General features: G+C 69.8%; 20 protein-coding genes. 9 read left to right on the top strand and 11 right to left on the bottom strand.

From position 1 onward, the window contains the following. Positions 1 to 31 precede the first annotated feature (31 nt). From PYV02_RS00605 to PYV02_RS00595, 3 genes are read left to right on the top strand one after another with little or no spacing between them, the layout of a single operon-like run. Positions 32 to 520 (top strand): hypothetical protein, encoded by a 489-nt coding sequence (locus PYV02_RS00605; protein ID WP_275755129.1) that lies wholly within the window; start codon positions 32 to 34, stop codon positions 518 to 520. Further along, entirely contained in the window at positions 492 to 863 is a 372-nt protein-coding gene (locus PYV02_RS00600; RefSeq protein WP_275755127.1) for a sterol carrier family protein, read from the top strand. The genes PYV02_RS00605 and PYV02_RS00600 overlap by 29 nt, the downstream gene beginning before the upstream one ends. Then, entirely contained in the window at positions 860 to 1,147 is a 288-nt protein-coding gene (locus PYV02_RS00595) for a hypothetical protein (RefSeq protein ID WP_275755126.1), read from the top strand. The genes PYV02_RS00600 and PYV02_RS00595 overlap by 4 nt, the downstream gene beginning before the upstream one ends. On the opposite strand, the gene PYV02_RS00590 is transcribed toward PYV02_RS00595, so the two are convergent. After that, on the bottom strand, positions 1,132 to 1,584 hold the full coding sequence (locus tag PYV02_RS00590) for a DUF2087 domain-containing protein (RefSeq protein ID WP_275755124.1): 453 nt from the start codon (positions 1,582 to 1,584) through the stop codon (positions 1,132 to 1,134). The genes PYV02_RS00595 and PYV02_RS00590 overlap by 16 nt on opposite strands. Continuing rightward, positions 1,584 to 3,041 carry an amidophosphoribosyltransferase gene (gene purF, locus PYV02_RS00585; RefSeq protein ID WP_275755122.1) on the bottom strand — a complete coding sequence of 486 codons (1,458 nt, stop codon included), beginning with the start codon at positions 3,039 to 3,041 and terminating at the stop codon, positions 1,584 to 1,586. The genes PYV02_RS00590 and purF overlap by 1 nt, the downstream gene beginning before the upstream one ends. A 260-nt stretch (positions 3,042 to 3,301) precedes the next feature. Here purF and purM point away from each other — a divergent pair, with 260 nt between their 5' ends. Continuing rightward, the gene (gene purM, locus PYV02_RS00580; protein WP_275755120.1) at positions 3,302 to 4,408 is read left to right on the top strand and encodes a phosphoribosylformylglycinamidine cyclo-ligase; all 1,107 of its coding nucleotides are present in this window, start codon (positions 3,302 to 3,304) and stop codon (positions 4,406 to 4,408) included. 6 nt (positions 4,409 to 4,414) lie between these two features. Here purM and PYV02_RS00575 read toward each other — a convergent pair whose 3' ends face one another. Then, positions 4,415 to 4,654, bottom strand: coding sequence for a DUF3073 domain-containing protein (locus PYV02_RS00575; RefSeq protein WP_275755118.1), 240 nt, complete (start codon positions 4,652 to 4,654; stop codon positions 4,415 to 4,417). A 165-nt stretch (positions 4,655 to 4,819) separates the two neighbouring features. Here PYV02_RS00575 and PYV02_RS00570 point away from each other — a divergent pair, with 165 nt between their 5' ends. Genes PYV02_RS00570 through lspA form a run of 3 tightly spaced genes read left to right on the top strand, consistent with a single transcriptional unit; the run spans position 4,820 to position 6,613 of the window. Then, positions 4,820 to 5,926, top strand: a complete 1,107-nt coding sequence (locus PYV02_RS00570; protein ID WP_275755117.1) for an NAD(P)-binding domain-containing protein — start codon at positions 4,820 to 4,822, stop codon at positions 5,924 to 5,926. Continuing rightward, positions 5,926 to 6,081, top strand: a complete 156-nt coding sequence (locus PYV02_RS00565; RefSeq protein ID WP_275755115.1) for a hypothetical protein — start codon at positions 5,926 to 5,928, stop codon at positions 6,079 to 6,081. The genes PYV02_RS00570 and PYV02_RS00565 overlap by 1 nt, the downstream gene beginning before the upstream one ends. 7 nt (positions 6,082 to 6,088) lie before the next feature. Then, on the top strand, positions 6,089 to 6,613 hold the full coding sequence (gene lspA, locus PYV02_RS00560; RefSeq protein ID WP_275755113.1) for a signal peptidase II: 525 nt from the start codon (positions 6,089 to 6,091) through the stop codon (positions 6,611 to 6,613). On the opposite strand, the gene PYV02_RS00555 is transcribed toward lspA, so the two are convergent. The 3 genes from PYV02_RS00555 to PYV02_RS00545 are packed head-to-tail and all read right to left on the bottom strand — an operon-like array spanning position 6,610 to position 8,209. Next, entirely contained in the window at positions 6,610 to 7,566 is a 957-nt protein-coding gene (locus PYV02_RS00555; protein ID WP_275755111.1) for an NAD(P)-dependent alcohol dehydrogenase, read from the bottom strand. The two genes, lspA and PYV02_RS00555, sit on opposite strands and share 4 nt — an antisense overlap. After that, positions 7,563 to 7,787: a helix-turn-helix transcriptional regulator gene (locus PYV02_RS00550; RefSeq protein WP_275755109.1), complete on the bottom strand. Its 225-nt coding sequence runs from the start codon at positions 7,785 to 7,787 to the stop codon at positions 7,563 to 7,565. Before PYV02_RS00550 ends, PYV02_RS00555 begins: the two co-directional genes overlap by 4 nt. Further along, entirely contained in the window at positions 7,781 to 8,209 is a 429-nt protein-coding gene (locus PYV02_RS00545; RefSeq protein ID WP_275755107.1) for a hypothetical protein, read from the bottom strand. Before PYV02_RS00545 ends, PYV02_RS00550 begins: the two co-directional genes overlap by 7 nt. 102 nt (positions 8,210 to 8,311) lie before the next feature. On the opposite strand from PYV02_RS00545, the gene PYV02_RS00540 reads away from it, so the two are divergent. Then, positions 8,312 to 9,472 carry an AAA family ATPase gene (locus PYV02_RS00540; protein WP_275755106.1) on the top strand — a complete coding sequence of 387 codons (1,161 nt, stop codon included), beginning with the start codon at positions 8,312 to 8,314 and terminating at the stop codon, positions 9,470 to 9,472. Between the two features lie 3 nt (positions 9,473 to 9,475). On the opposite strand, the gene PYV02_RS00535 is transcribed toward PYV02_RS00540, so the two are convergent. From PYV02_RS00535 to PYV02_RS00525, 3 genes are read right to left on the bottom strand one after another with little or no spacing between them, the layout of a single operon-like run. Further along, complete coding sequence (locus PYV02_RS00535) at positions 9,476 to 9,832, bottom strand: fluoride efflux transporter FluC (RefSeq protein WP_275755104.1); 357 nt, start codon at positions 9,830 to 9,832, stop codon at positions 9,476 to 9,478. Further along, on the bottom strand, positions 9,829 to 10,215 hold the full coding sequence (locus tag PYV02_RS00530) for a fluoride efflux transporter FluC (protein ID WP_275755102.1): 387 nt from the start codon (positions 10,213 to 10,215) through the stop codon (positions 9,829 to 9,831). The genes PYV02_RS00535 and PYV02_RS00530 overlap by 4 nt, the downstream gene beginning before the upstream one ends. Continuing rightward, positions 10,212 to 12,239, bottom strand: coding sequence for an APC family permease (locus tag PYV02_RS00525; protein ID WP_275755100.1), 2,028 nt, complete (start codon positions 12,237 to 12,239; stop codon positions 10,212 to 10,214). The genes PYV02_RS00530 and PYV02_RS00525 overlap by 4 nt, the downstream gene beginning before the upstream one ends. Positions 12,240 to 12,302: 63 nt before the next feature. Between PYV02_RS00525 and PYV02_RS00520 the strand changes: the two genes are divergently transcribed. Beyond that, on the top strand, positions 12,303 to 12,938 hold the full coding sequence (locus PYV02_RS00520) for a hypothetical protein (RefSeq protein ID WP_275755098.1): 636 nt from the start codon (positions 12,303 to 12,305) through the stop codon (positions 12,936 to 12,938). On the opposite strand, the gene PYV02_RS00515 is transcribed toward PYV02_RS00520, so the two are convergent. Both PYV02_RS00515 and PYV02_RS00510 read right to left on the bottom strand, forming a co-directional pair. Continuing rightward, positions 12,935 to 13,420 carry a hypothetical protein gene (locus PYV02_RS00515; RefSeq protein ID WP_275755095.1) on the bottom strand — a complete coding sequence of 162 codons (486 nt, stop codon included), beginning with the start codon at positions 13,418 to 13,420 and terminating at the stop codon, positions 12,935 to 12,937. The two genes, PYV02_RS00520 and PYV02_RS00515, sit on opposite strands and share 4 nt — an antisense overlap. A gap of 4 nt (positions 13,421 to 13,424) precedes the next feature. Further along, positions 13,425 to 15,200 (bottom strand): alpha/beta hydrolase, encoded by a 1,776-nt coding sequence (locus PYV02_RS00510; protein WP_275755093.1) that lies wholly within the window; start codon positions 15,198 to 15,200, stop codon positions 13,425 to 13,427.

Here is a 15,200-nt window from a genome sequence, read left to right as displayed (position 1 = left end):
CGAGCGCGGTCCGGTCCGCTACTCTGCTGTCGTGAACGAAGGAGCACCGCGCCCCGGCAGGGAACAGCGTGCCTGGATCCGCGTGCAGTGGGCCGGTACAATCGGCAGCTTCTTCCTGCTGTTTCAGGCGATTCTGGCCGTGGCGCTCGATGGCGCCGAGAACTTCGCGGGTATGGCCGCGAGCATCCTCGCGTCGGTGGCCGCCGTGCTGGCGCTGATCTTCGTGCGTCGGCTGACCAAGGCCGGGGTGCGCGATGTCGCCTTCATCAAGGCGACGACGACCGCACGCCTCATCGCGGTCGCGTGGGTGCTCGTGATGATCGCGATCATCTCCGGCACGATCGTCGGCGTGATCTGGAGCATCGAAGCGGAGACCCTCGACTGGACCGCGGGGATCATCAGCGTGCTCGGCACGGCATCCCTCATCGCGATGGTCGGCCCGGGCTACACCGAGTACCGCGAGGGTCTGCTGCATCGCGATGCCATCGACCATGCCGCCGAAGCGAATCCCGCCGGCTGAGGGCAGGGCCGCGGTCGCCGCCGCCCTGCAACCCGCCGCCGCGCGTGAGGCGACCGCGACCGCCGTGCGCTACCTGCTGCAGGTGCTCGCCGAGCGCGCCGAGGGCAACACGGTCGAGATCCGGGTGCCGCCATTTGGTGCCGTGCAGGCGATCGAAGGGCCGCGGCACACGCGCGGCACGCCACCCAACGTCATCGAGACGGATGCCGCCACCTGGCTGCACCTCGCGACCGGTCGGCTCGACTGGGCCGATGCCGTCGCCGCGGGCTCGGTGGCGGCATCCGGATCCCGCGCCGACCTGAGCGCGCACCTTCCGCTGCCGTGGGAGACAATGGAGGGGTGAGCCAACCCGAGCAGACCACCGTGCGCAGGGCCCCGAAGTTCGGCGCCTTCATGATCGTGGGCGGCATGGTGGGGTTGCTCGCGACCCTGATCGTCACCTCGCTGCAGCCCGCGGACCCCGCGGTCGGCTTCGGCGCGCTCTTCGCCTACTTCAGCCTGTTCGGCATCCCGATCGGCGTCGCGCTCGGCGCGCTGCTGGCGATTCTGCTCGACTGGATCTCGCGCAAGCGAGCGAAGACGGTCGCCGTGGAGATCGAGCACGTCGAGGCTCAGGGGCGCGAGTAGCGCGATCCGTCGGCGGCTCGCACGAGCAGCCCGGCATCCACGAGGTAGCGCCGCAGGGTGACTCCGTCCGGCGCGAGTTGCGCGAGAGCCTCGGTGACAGCGCGCTCGTCGAGCTCTCCAGTGGGCAGCCGCGCGGCCGCCCACTCGAGCAGTTCCAGGCGGTCCGAGGGCTTCGCCGGGTACTGGTCGATTCGCCCGTCCCGCACCCAGCGGTCGACGCCCTCGAGTCGCTCGGGGGCGCTCTCGGCGAGCAGCTCGGCGAATCGCTCGGTCGGTGCGCCGACGTCGTCGACCAGTCCGGCCGCCCGAAGATCAGCGATCGCCTTCTCGCGGCGCCGCCCGACGGAGCCGGGCAGCCCGAGCACGAGTTCGGCGTACACGCGGCGCCGATACGGGTCGGCGAGGGCCGCGGCCACCGCGCGCCACCGGTTGCTCATCAGCTGAGCTGGGTCTTCTCCACCCAGGCGAGGTACTCCGGGGTGACCGAGCCGGTGACGTAGTCGCCGGTGAAGCAGCTCATCTCCAGGGCCGTGACATCCGAACCCTCGATGATCGCCGCCTCCAGGTCTGCGACCTCCTGGTAGATGAGGTAATCGGCGCCGATCTCGGTTGCGATCTCGGGGATCTTGCGGCCGTGCGCGACGAGCTCATGGCGGCTCGGCATGTTGATGCCGTAGACGTGCGGGTAGCGCACGGGCGGCGCTGCCGAGGTGAAGGTGACCTTGTTCGCCCCGGCCTCGCGGGCCATCTGCACGATCTCCTTGCTCGTCGTGCCGCGCACGATCGAGTCGTCGACGATCAGGATGTTCTTGCCCTTGAACTCGCTCGACATCGCGTTGAGCTTCTGCTTGACGCTCTTCTTGCGCTCGGCCTGGCCGGGCATGATGAACGTGCGGCCGACGTAGCGGTTCTTGTAGAAGCCCTCGCGGTACTCGACCCCGAGCTTCTGGGCGACCTGCATCGCGGCGGGCCGCGAGGAATCCGGGATCGGCATGACCACATCGATGTCGCCCATCGGTGTGTACCTGGCGATGGTGTCCGCGAGCCGGTTGCCCAGGCGCAGACGTGCCTCGTACACCGAGATGCCGTTCATCACCGAGTCCGGACGGGCCAGGTAGACGTACTCGAACGAGCAGGGGATCAGCCGCGGGTTCGCCGCGCACTGCTTCGAGGCCATCTGTCCGTCGGGCGTGATGAAGATCGCCTCGCCGGGGGCGACATCCCGCACGAATTCATAGCCCGCGCTCTCGAGCACGAGCGATTCGGATGCCACGATCCAGTCATCCCCGACGAAGCCGGCCGGGCGCCGCCCGAGCACGAGGGGGCGGATGCCGTACGGGTCGCGGAACGCCAGCAGCCCGTGCCCGGCGATGATCGCGATCGCCGCGTACGAGCCCTCGACCCGCTCGTGCACGCGCGTGATCGCGTTGAACACCTGGTCGGGGTCGAGGTCGGTGCCCGAGATCTGCGCCTGCAACTCGTTGGCGAGCACGTTGACGAGCAGCTCGGTATCGCTCGAGGTGTTGAGGTGGCGGCGGTCGATGTGGAACAGCTCGTCGGTGAGCTCGCGCGTGTTGGTGAGGTTGCCGTTGTGCACGAGCGTGATGCCGTAGGGCGCGTTCACGTAGAACGGCTGCGCCTCCTCCTCGCTCGAGGCGCTGCCCTTCGTCGCGTAACGCACGTGCCCGAGGCCCACGTTGCCGAGCAGGCTGCGCATGTCGCGCGTGCGGTAGGCCTCGCGCACCTGCCCCTTGGCCTTGAACATGTGGATGATGCTGCCCTCATCCGTCGCGATGCCAGTCGAGTCCTGGCCGCGGTGCTGCAGCAGCAGCAGGGCGTCGTAGACCTGCTGGTTGACGGGCTGGGACGAGACGATGCCGACGATGCCGCACATGTGGGCGGGGAACTCCCGAGGTCTGCGAACGCACCCGGGCGGGTACGTTCTAGTTTCTCACACTGATGGCCAGGCGACCTCGAGTGCGGCACACGGGCCCGTCGACGTTGCGGAGGATGGCGCGCCGGGCGAGTCGACGTTGCGGAGGATGGCGCGCCGGCTCGTGCCGCGCGGCGCGCGGCGCGCGGCGTGTCATCCTCCGCAAGTGCGTCGGCGGTGGCGTTGCGAGCCGCGAAACGAGCCCGGGTACGCTTGAGGGCGTGACCGCGGATTCCTCCAGCACGTACCGCGACGCCGGTGTCGACACCGCCGCGGGCGACCTTGCCGTCGAGCTCATGAAGGCGGCCGTCAGCGCCACGCACGGCAGCGAGGTGCTCGGCGGGGTCGGCGGGTTCGCTGGCCTCTTCGATGTCTCGTTCCTCAAGGCGTTCTCGCGGCCCTTGCTCGCGTCGTCCACCGACGGCGTCGGCACCAAGGTGGCGATCGCGCAGGCGCTCGACAAGCACGACACGATCGGCCAGGACCTCGTGGGCATGGTCGTCGACGACATCGTCGTCGTCGGCGCGCGCCCGATGTTCATGACCGACTACATCGCGTGCGGCAAGGTCGTGCCCGAGCGGATCGCCGACATCGTGCGCGGCATCGCCGCGGCCTGCGAGGCGACCGGCACCGCGCTCGTCGGCGGCGAGACGGCGGAGCACCCCGGGCTCCTCGGGCCCGACGACTACGACGTCGCGGGTGCCGCGGTCGGTGCGGTCGAGGCGGATGCCCTGCTCGGCCCGCATCTGGTGCTCGACGGCGATGTGGTGGTCGCGATGGCATCATCGGGACTGCACAGCAACGGCTTCTCGCTGGTGCGGCACATCCTCGCCCAGCGCGGGATCGGCTACACGCAGCGCATCGACGACCTCGGCACCGTCGGCGAGGCGCTGCTGGTGCCGACGCGTCTGTACACCACGCCGCTGCTGCGGCTGCTGGCGGCGCAACCGGACGCGGTGCATGCGCTCAGCCACGTGACCGGCGGCGGCATCGCCGCGAACCTCGCGCGCGTGCTGCCCAAGGGCGCCTCGGTCGAGGTCGAGCGCTCCACGTGGTCGCCGCCGTCGATCTTCCGCGTGCTCTCCGACCTCGGCGGCACGAGCCTCGAGTCGGCCGAGGGCACCTGGAACCTCGGGATCGGCATGATCGCGATCGTGGCGGCGGATGCGGCATCCGAGGTCATCGCGTCGATCGAGGCCGAGGGCATCCCCGCGTGGGAGGTCGGGCGAGTCTCGTTCGCTCCCCTGGCCTCGGCGCAGGGCTGGGAGCAGGGCGCGAAGGGCGTCGACGGCGGGGCCGTCAGGTTGAGCGGGAGCTACGCGAGCTAGGAGCGGTCAGGCGCTCTTGGACTCGTCCGCGTCTTCGGTGTCGAACTCATCCTCGGCGTAGTCGTCCGCGTAGGGGTCGACCGAACCGGCGAACTCGGGCCACTTCTCGAGGTCCTCCGCCAGTCGCGGGTCGCTCGGGGTTGCGCCAAGCTCTTTCTCGAGGGCACCGTAGTTGGTGTCCGGGCTGAAGTACTTGAGGTCGCGAGCGACCTTCGTGTGCTTTGCCTTTTGACGGCCGCGCCCCATGCGAGACCCCCTCTTGGTCTGTCCAGTCGCGCGTGGCGCCGAGGAACGTGTGCGAACAGGGATGAAGAAAACTAACCGGCAGTTTAGCACGCGGTCTTCGCCCGATCCGGGTGTTGTTCACCGTGGGCGAGCGCGGGCGCGCGCGGCGCCCGGTAGCCTGTGTCGGTGGCTTCCGCGACTACCGACACCTCGGTCGTCGTCATCGGTGCGGGTCAGGCCGGTCTCTCGGTTTCGTACTATCTGCGACGTCTGGGGCTCGATCCCGGCAACGACTTCGTGGTGCTCGATCGCGGCCCCGGCACGGGCGGCGCGTGGCAGTTCCGCTGGGAGTCCCTGCGCATCGGTTCGGCGCACAAGATCAACGACCTTCCGGGCCTCGACGCGCTGGGGCTGAGCTTCGAGACCGCGGATCGGCACGCGCCGGCCAAAGACGTCGTGGCCGACTACTACGCGCGGTACGAGCAGTACTACGGCCTGCAGGTGGTGCGCCCCGCCGACGTCACCGCCGTCGAGAATCTGGGCACCGATCTCACCGTGAAGTTCACACTCGACGACGAGGAGAAGGAGGTCTCCACGGTCACCGTCGTCAATGCGACCGGCACGTGGGGCGCGCCGTTCATCCCGTGGTACCCGGGGCTGAAGTCGTTCGAGGGGCGACACCTGCACACCGGGGAGTACACCTCCGCCGAGGACTTCCGCGGCAAGAGCGTCGTGGTGGTCGGCGGCGGCACCTCGGCGATCGGCTTTCTGCTGGAGCTCGAGAACGTCGCATCCAAGCTCACCTGGGTCAGTCGCCGCCCGATCGACTTTCTGGAAGACGGCGACCTGAACCTCGAGGCGCGCATGGAGGCGGTGCGCGCGCAGGACGAGGCCGCTCGGGCCGGCCGCGCGCTGCCGAGCATCGTCAGCGGCACGGGGGTGCCGCGCACGCGCAAGATCCAGGCCGGAATCGAGCGCGGCGTGCTCACTCCACGCCCGATCTTCGCCTCGATCGAACCGAAGGGCGTGCGCTGGGCCGACGGGGCGTTCGTCGAGGCGGATGCCATCATCTGGTCCACCGGGTTCCGTCCCGAACTGCGCCACCTGGCCCCGCTGAAGCTGCGCGAGAAGGAGGGCGGCGTCGTCGTGGCGCAGGGCGCGTCGTGGAAGGACCCGCGCGTGTTCTTCGCCGGCTACGGACCGCAGGCCTCCACGATCGGCGCGAACCGGGCGGGGCGAATGATCGCCCGTCAGGTCATCGCCACGCTGAGCAAACTGCAGGCGGGGCGCTGATGGAGCTGTTCTGGTTGGTGCCGATCGTGTTCGGCGTGCTCGTCGTCGTGCTCGGCGTGATCGTGCTCGCGGTGCTCATCCCGGCGGCCCGGCGGCAGGTGGAGATCGACCGCGCGCGTTCGGCCGACGAGGAGCATGACCCGGGTGCACGATAATGGCCCGATGACCGAGGCCACACCCCGTCCCCCGCAACGCCGCTACTGGTTCGTGATCGCGCTCGCCGTGTTCGTCGTGATCGCCGACCAGCTCAGCAAGGTCTGGGCGGAGGCGGCGCTCGGCGATGGCGAGGTCATCCCGGTGATCGGGGACTTCATCCGGTTCGTACTCGTGTACAACGCCGGCGCCGCCTTCGGGCTCGGCGCCGGGTACACCTGGGTGCTCGCCCTCGTTGCGGGCGCCGCGGCGGTGGCGATCGCCTGGTACGGCTGGCGCGTGCGCTCCTGGTGGTGGGCGGTCGTGTTCGGCCTCGTGCTCGGCGGCGCCGTCACGCACTTCGGCGACCGCGTGTTCCGCGGCAAGGTCGTGGACTTCATCGGCTACGGCAACTTCTTCATCGGCAACGTCGCCGACATCGCGATCGTTGGCGGCGCGATCCTCGGCGGGGTGCTCGCCCTGATGCAGGTGCCGATCCGGGGCAAGGCGGCCCCAGCCGAGGTCGCGGAGACCGCCGAGCGTCCCGAGGCCTAGGGCACGACGACCACCTTGCCGCGGGCACGACCCTCGGCGAGGTAGCGGATGCCGTCGGCCACCGAATCGAGCGGCAGTTCGTGGTCGATCACCACCCTCAGGTCGCCTGCCGACACCGCCTCGAGCAACTGCTGCAGCACCTCCGGCGTCTCCGAGGAGATCACCGACCGCAGTCGCTGCTTCGTGAACGGGTCGCGGAGCATCGCGGCGAACTGGCGGCGTTGTCCGCCGAGCACGCGCCCGCCGCCCTCGGCGCCGACCAGCACGAGGGCCCCCGTGGCCGTCAGGTGCGCGCGGAGCAGGTCGAGCGCACGCCCACCGGCGGTGTCGATGATCGCGTCGTAGACGCCGTCGAGCGTCTCGCGCGTGTAGTCGATCACCCGACTCGCGCCCAGCGAGCGCACCAGGTCGGTCTTGCTCGTGCTGCACACACCCGTGACGGTCGCACCGGCGGCGACCGCGAGCTGCACCACGATCGAGCCGATGCCGCCGGCCGCGCCGATCACCAGCACACGATCGCCGGATGCCACCTCCGCGCCACGCACCGCGTGCACGGCCGCGCTGCCCGCCAGCGGCAGACTCGCCGCCTGCACCCACCCCAGCCCGGCGGGCTTGGGCACGAGACGGTCGGCTCGCGCCACGGCGTAGTCGGCGAAGGATCCGCGCGCCGTGCCCAGTACCTCGTCGCCGGGGCTCAGGTGCGTGACCTTCGTGCCGACGGCGTGCACGACGCCCGCGACATCCACGCCGCGCGTCGCCTGGCGCGGACCGCGGAGCCCGAGGAATGGGCGCACCATGGTCGGCAGGCCGGTCATGAGGTGCCAATCGGCTGGGTTGATGCTCGCAGCGCGAACCTCGACGACGACCTCGTCGTCGCCGGGGCTCGGGATGGGCACGTCGCGCAACTCGAGCACGTCGACGTCGCCGTAGCGGTCTTGCTGGATGGCTCTCATGCCGTCTCCTCGGGGTAGTGGAACACGTCGTCGAGAGGCACGCCGAAGACGCGGGCGATCTGGAAGGCCATCTCGAGCGAGGGGGAGTAGCGCCCCTGCTCGATCGCGATGACGGTCTGGCGGGTGACGCCGATGCGGTCGGCGAGCTCCGCCTGCGTCATCTCGCCGTGGTGAAACCGCAGGGTGCGGATGGCGTTGGTGACCTTGGTCGGCTTCACCATGTCGGCAGTCCCCGGCGGTAGGCGATGAGCTTGGTGATCGTGGCGAGGATGCCCGACAGCACGAACGCGAGGTAGAGCACGTTGGCGATCCAGAACGGGTGCGCGTCGAGCATGGCGAGCGCGAGCGCGCCGAGCGCGCCCGCGATCACGAAGGAGTGACCGACGTACTCGCCCCAGCGGTAGATGTCCCGGTCGCGCTGGTCGCGCTGTCCCCGATCGCGCGGCGAGAAGATGGCGACGAAGATCGTCACAACGATGCCTCCGACGATCGCCCCGACAATGGTCCAGATCATCGGCCACTGGTAGGCGACGTCCACGAGCGGGCCGCCTGCGGCGGCGTTCAGCACGATGGCCACGTAGATGCTGTAGGCGACGACCGCGATGATGCCCAGCACCCAGACGCCCTTCTCCTCGTAGGACACGGTTCCTCCTTGTAAAGAATCTTTGACGCGCCCAATGTAAAGAATCTCAGACAACATGTCAAGTGATCCGTACAGTCGGTCGGCCCCCGTACGCTCGAGGACGTGATCAGAACGCTCGCCGTGGAGGGCTACCGCTCCCTGCGCAGTCTCGTCGTTCCCCTCGGCGCGCTCACCGTGGTCACCGGTCCCAACGGCAGCGGCAAGTCGAGCCTGTACCGCGCGCTGCGGCTGCTCGCGGCCTGCTCGATGGGCGGTGCCGTCGCCGCTCTCGCTCAGGAGGGCGGCCTGCGCAGCACCCTGTGGGCGGGGCCCGAGACCGTCGCACGACGGGTGGCCTCCGGCGAGTTCGCGGTGCAGGGCACCGCGCGTTCCGCGCCGGTTGCGCTGCGGCTGGGGTTCTCCGGCGACGAGTTCGGCTACGCCATCGACTTCGGGCTGCCGATCCCCTCCCAGACGATGTTCGGCCTCGATCCCGAGATCAAGGCCGAAGCCGTCTTCAGCGGAGCGGTGCTGCGCCCGGCGACCGCGCTCACCGAACGCCACGGACCCGCGATGCGCATGCGCGACGACGACGGCGCCTGGCGTGCTCACGACCACCGGCTGCGACCGTTCGACTCGATGCTCGCCGAGTTCGCCGACCCGAGGCTGACGCCCGAGTTGCTCGAGCTGCGCGAACGCATGCGCTCCTGGCGCTTCTACGACCACTTCCGCACGGATGCCGGCGCACCGGCCCGCGCGAGCCGGCTCGGCACGCGCACCCCGGTGCTCGCCCACGACGGCTCCGACCTCGCCGCCGCGTTGCAGACGATCAGAGAGCAGGGGCGATCCGACGAACTGGACCACGCCGTCTCCGCCGCTTTCCCAGGCGCACACCTGGAGATCACGGGCACCGACGGCTGGTTCTCGCTCGGCATGCGCCAGCCCGGCATGCTGCGTCCGCTCGCCGCGGCGGAGCTCTCCGACGGAACGCTGCGCTACCTGCTGTGGATCGCCGCGCTCCTGAGCACCCGCCCGCCCGCGCTGCTCGTGCTCAACGAGCCGGAGACGAGTCTGCATCCGGACCTGATCGAGCCGCTCGGCCAGCTCATCGCCGCCGCCGCCGAGCGCACGCAGACGGTCGTGGTCTCGCACTCTCCGCGACTCATCGCCGCACTCGATGCCGCCGGCGCCTCGCGCATCGAACTGGCCAAGTCGAACGGTGAGACGAGCGTGGTCGATCAGGGGCTGCTCGACGCCCCGGCCTGGCAATGGCCCAAGCGGTAGCGATCAGGCAGTCAGCGCGACGAGAGCCCAGGCCGCGGCTGCGGCGCCGATGCCGAGCACGAGGTTGGCGGCGACGCTGCCGATCGCGGGCCGCCACCTGCCCTGCTGCACGAGCTGGATCGTCTCCACGCTCAGCGTGCTGAAGGTGGTGAGGCCACCGCACAGACCCCCGAGCAGCACCAGCCGCAGGTCCTCGCCGAGCGCCGCGCGGGCCGCGAGACCGACCACGGCACCGCCGATCGCCGAGCCGACGACGTTGACCACGAGCACACCCCAGGGCGCCCGGATGCGACGCGTGACCTCGAAGCGCACGACCGCGGCCAGGGCCCCGACCACGACCGCCGCCAGCAGGGCGCTCACTCGGCGGCCTCGTCGATCAGGGGACTCCGGCGACCGAGTCGCAGCCCGAGCCCGGCGGCGGTGAGGCCGAGCAGGATGGAGGCGGCGAGATAGCCCGCGGCGAGCATCCACTCGTCCGCTGCGGCGAGGGTCACCAGGGAGACGGCGAGTGCGGAGAACGTGGTGAAGGAGCCCAGGAGTCCAGGGCCGAGTCCGGCCCGAAGCCAGGCCGGCGCGCGATCCCAGGCGGATGAGACGAGCGCACCGAGCACGAAGGCGCCGAGCACGTTGATGCCGAGCGTCGCCCAGGGGAAGGCGTCGTCGCCGTGCGGCAGGAGGGCGTCGATCCCGAGGCGCAGCGCGGTGCCGACGGCGCCGCCGATCAGCACCGCGAGCAACGTCATCGTCGTCCGGCCGGTGGCTTCGCCGGCGGCATCGGCTTGCGCACCACCGGACGGCGGGGCTCGCCGCGGCGATCCTCACCGGGCAGGGGCCGCGAGCGGCGACCGTAGATGAGCGTCGAGGAGTCCAGCAGCCACGGCACGAGCGCGATCACGACCCCGTGCACGAGCACGAGCTTGTGACGGATGCGGCGTGCCTTGTGATTGTGCAGGAAGTTCTCCCACCAGTGCCCGACGATGAACTGCGGCATGTAGACCGTGACGACCTCGGGGCCGAACTCCTCGCGCCGGTGCTTGATGTAGTTCGCGAGCGGCACGCTGATGTCCCGGTACGGCGAGGCGATGATGCGCAGCGGCACCTTGATGTTCTGCGCCTCCCAATCGCGTTCGAGCTGCTCGCTCGCGGCGTCGTCGATCGACAGGTGCACGGCCTCGATCGATTGGTGACGCGCGGCGATCGCGTAGTCGAGCGCCTTCAGGATGGGCTTCTGCATGCGGCCCACGAGCACGATCGCGTGGTCGCCGTGCGAACCGAACTTGGTGGTCGCGTCGACCTCGAGCTCCTTGTCGACATCGCGGTAGTAGCGGTGCACGCCGAGCATGAGCACGAAGAGCACCGGCATGATCACGTAGACCAGCCAGGCGCCGTGGGTGAACTTCGTGATCGTCACCACGATCAGCACGCTGGCGGTCATGGCCGCGCCGACGCCGTTGAGCACCAGTGATCGCCAGACGGTGCCGCGGTCTGCGCAGCCGTTCTTGAGCATCCGCCACCAGTGCCGCACCATGCCCGCCTGGCCGAGGGTGAAGGAGATGAACACCCCGATGATGTAGAGCTGGATGAGCGCCGTGACCTCGGCCTGGTAGACCACGAGGATGGCCGCGGCGATCACGGAGAGGGCGATGACCCCGTTGGAGAAGATGAGCCGGTCCCCGCGCGTCGACAGCGACTTCGGCGCGTAGTGGTCTTGCGCGAGCACCGAGCCCAGCAGGGGGAATCCGTTGAACGCGGTGTTGGCCGCCAGCAGCAGCACGGCCGCGGTCGTGGCCTGGATCACGTAGAACGCGATCGAGTTGTTGCCGAAGGTCGCCGCCGCGATCTGCGCGATGAGGCTGCGCTGCGGGCTGGTCTCGCAGTTCTCGAAGCCGATGAGGTGGCAGGCGTCTTCGGCGTAGTGCACGCCCGTGATGAGTCCGAGGGCGACGAGTCCGCTGAACAGCGTGATGGCGATCGCGCCCATCGCCACGAGGGTCTTCTGCGCGTTCTGGATCTTGGGCCGACGGAACGCGGGCACGCCATTGGAGATCGCCTCCACGCCGGTGAGCGCCGCACAGCCGCTCGCGAACGAGCGCAGCAGCAGCAGGATGATGCCCGCCTGCGTGAGCTGCTCCGCCTGCACGACGTACTCGGCGCTCTCGGCGACCGGCGCGTCCCCGGCGAAGGTGCGTGCCAGGCCGACGATGACCATCACGGCGATGCTGCCGATGAACAGGTAGGTCGGGATCGCGAAGGCCTTGCTCGATTCCCGCACCCCGCGCAGGTTGATCGCGGCCAGCAGCACGATGAAGCCGACCGCGATCTCGATGCGGAACGGATTGAGCTCCGGGATCGCGGAGATGATGTTGTCCACGCCCGAGGCGACCGATACGGCCACCGTGAGCACGTAGTCCACGAGCAGCGCGGAGGCGACCACGAGGCCGGCCTTCTCGCCCAGGTTCTTCGAGGCGACCTCGTAGTCGCCCCCGCCGCTCGGATAGGCCTTGATGAGCTGGCGGTAGGAGAGCACCACCACGATGAGCAGCACGACGACCGCGGCCGCGACCCAGGGCGCGAACGAGAGGAAGGCGAGCCCGCCGATGAGCAGGATCATCAGCAGCTCCTGCGGCGCGTAGGCCACGGACGAGAGCGGGTCGCTCGCGAAGATCGGCAGCGCGAGGTGCTTGGGCAGCAGCTGGCCCTCGAGCTTGTCCGAGGGCAGCGGCTCACCGATGAGCCATCGCTTCGGGGAGCGTCCTACTTCCGTCACGAGGGGCGAGCCTACTCCTGCCGCGGAGCGTGTGAGCAAGCACTTGCGGCCTAGAATTCCCCCATGCCCGCCACCCGCCGCCGCCGCCGTTGGCCCTGGATCGTCGGGGCCGTGATCGTGGTGCTGCTCGTGCCGGTCGCGATCCTCGTGGTGCCGATCCTCACCCACCAGAACGCGGGGCTCTCCAACCAGGAGTCCACCGGCGAGCAATGGCCGCTGTCCGTGACGGCCGAGGGTGACGACGGTCGCACGCGCGTGCTGTCCGTGCATCCGGTCGAGCCGGGCGGGGAGGTCGACACTTCGACGCTCGAGGTCGGTGAGCGCCTGGTCGTGAGCGGAACCGGGTACGACGCGACGCAGGGCATCTACGTGGCGATCTGCGTCATCCCGGATGACCCGGCCACCAAGCCCGGGCCGTGCATCGGCGGCGTGCCCGAGCAGGAGTCCACGCAGTCCACCGTGGGGGCGGTGGAGTTCGCCCCCAGCAACTGGATCAACGACGACTGGGCGTGGAAGCTGTTCGGCGCCAGAAGCTACGACGACATCACGACCGGCACGTTCACCGCGTACATCGAGGTCGGCGACCCCGTCGGCGAGGGCTTCGACTGCCGCGAGCAGGCCTGCGGCATCTACACGCGCAACGATCACACGGCGCTCGGCGACCGTGTGCAGGACGTCTACATCCCGGTGGGGTTCTAGTCGGCCGATTCCCGCTGGATGCGCTCGATCTCATCGAGGGCGTTGCCGGGAACGCAGCGGCCCCAGCCCTCGAGCGCCATCACGTTGTCGCCGATCGCGAAGTGCAGGTAGCGGTCCGGCTCGCCGGGAAAGCGCACGAAGACGTCGTCGAGCCCGGCCAGCTCGGGCCGCGGCTCGACGGTGAAGCCCTTGGACTCCCAGAACTCCGCGACAGCGTCGGCACCCCCCTCGACGGGTTGCGATGAGCGGCGATAGCCGGAGAACGTCACGCCGGTCTCGCCCGACGGCAGAACGCACTGCAGCGGAGTGTCATCGTCGTCCACCTGCCACTGACCGCCGACCGCCTCCTGGGTCTCGTCGAGCAGGGCGAGCAGTTCCGCCTGCGCCTCCTGGGGAGTCATCGTGTTCTCCGATCCGCCCGTCGAGCATCCGGTCAGCAGCAGCGCCCCGATCGCCAGCAGCGCCACCCCCCGTGTGCTCATCGCGCTATTCAATCAGCAAGTCCGGACGCCCAGCGGCCAGGATGGCCATGTTGCGCAACGCCTCGGTGCCCACGCGCAGGTAGTCGCCGTGGTGGTAGGAGGCCTCGAAGTCGTCGCCGCCGTCGCTGCCGAACTCCTGCGTGCCCGGCAGCACGTCGGGCATGAGCCGGGGGTTCGCGCTGAACTGGCTGAGCCCGACGCCGATGTCGTTGACGAAGTCGAGCGGGGCATCCGTGTACCAGAACCCGCCGTCGCCGACCACGTAGAACGGGTCGCCGCTGCCGTCATCGCCGTGCAGCACCCGGTCGTCGACGATCCAGCCCGCCGATCCGAAGGCCGCGAAGGTGTCGACCCCGTGATCCTCCTTGAGCGTGTACATGGCCGTCGTCGAACCGTAGGAGTGGGCGAACACGTTGAGCTGGGCGCTCTGATTGGTGAAGAGGGTCGCGGCGTTGAACCCGTCGAGGGCCTGGCCGAGACGGGCCGCACCGGCGATCGCGAGATCGGCGTCCTTCACTGTGAGCTCGGTCGGCGTCTCGTAGCCGATCCAGGCGATCGTCGCGATGGTTCCGGTGAGACCGGCCTCCCGCATCACCAGCAGTTGCTCGTTGTAGAAGTCGAGGGCCGAGCCGCCCCAGTCGGGCATCGATGCGGCCGTCGTGTTCATGCCGGGTACGAGGAACGAGGTGATGTCGGCGGTGTCGACGTCGCCGAACGAGATCGCGGCCAGCACCGGATCGCCCAGGTCGAGGCTGATGAGCGAGCGCGGCGGGGTGCCCGTGCCGGTGCCGAGGGTGGTGAGGATCGCGTCGATCGCCTTCAACCGCTCGACCGCGTCCTGATCGTCGGGATGCTCACGCACGTAGGCCTTGAGTGCGCTGCGCTCCGCGGTGATCATCGTCGTGTTCGCGCTCGCGCGGTCGCGGTAGGCGGCGCCCTCGAGGTTGCCGACGAGCTGCGGGTAGGTCTTCGCGAGCAGCGCGCCGCCCGCCGGTCCGATGCTGCCCCACACCGCCGCGACCGCGAGCATGTTGTCGGGGTCGTCGTTGTCGGCGGTGAGCAGCGCGAAGAGCTCCGGGTGCTGCGCGAGCAGCAGCGCCCGCTCCGACGCCGTCATGGTCGAGAGCTGTCGCATCAGTTCGTCCCGATCCCAGGTGCGCGAATCGCGGATGGTGTCCGCGGTCAGCGCCCCCACCGCGGCGCGCGAGCCGAGCGCGGATGTCGCGGCGGCATCCGCGGCACGCCGGTCTTCGACGATGCCGCCGCGGGCGGCGACCAGGCGGCCGAGCTCGGCCTGGTACTCGCGGATCTGCTGGTCGAGACGGAGTGCGTAGCTGTAGTCCGCGATCGTGTAGGCGTCCCACGGGTCGAGCGCGGCGACGAGTACCTCCGAAAACTCGCGCGGCGTGGGGATGGGCACGTTCAGGTTGCGGCGGAGCAGGCGCAGGCGCGGCAACTCCTCCTCGAGTCCGCGGATGCCGGTGACTACGGGTGCCGCCGCCGCTTGGATGCGGTCGAGCGCCGTCGCGTAGGTCTCGATCGCGGCCTGCTGTGCGCGATAGGAGGAGGCGAGCGCATCCAGGTCGGCGCGCATGAGCGAGTACTGCCCGAGGTGAGCGGCCCCCGAGGTGCCCTGCCAGGCCTCGGGCAGTTGGGTCGCGAGCGCGTCGAGGCGCACGACCACGAGGTCGAGCTCGGTGGCGAGCGCGCCGCGTACCCGGGCGACGCCGTGCAGCATCCCCGGGTCGCCGACCCCCGGATCCTCCTGAGTCCAGCGCAC

This window comes from Antiquaquibacter metalliresistens (assembly GCF_029211225.1).
GTDB classification, from domain to species: Bacteria; Actinomycetota; Actinomycetes; order Actinomycetales; family Microbacteriaceae; genus Rhodoglobus; species Rhodoglobus metalliresistens.
Note: the sequence above shows the minus strand (reverse complement) of the source record. Positions and strands in the feature narration are given on the sequence as shown.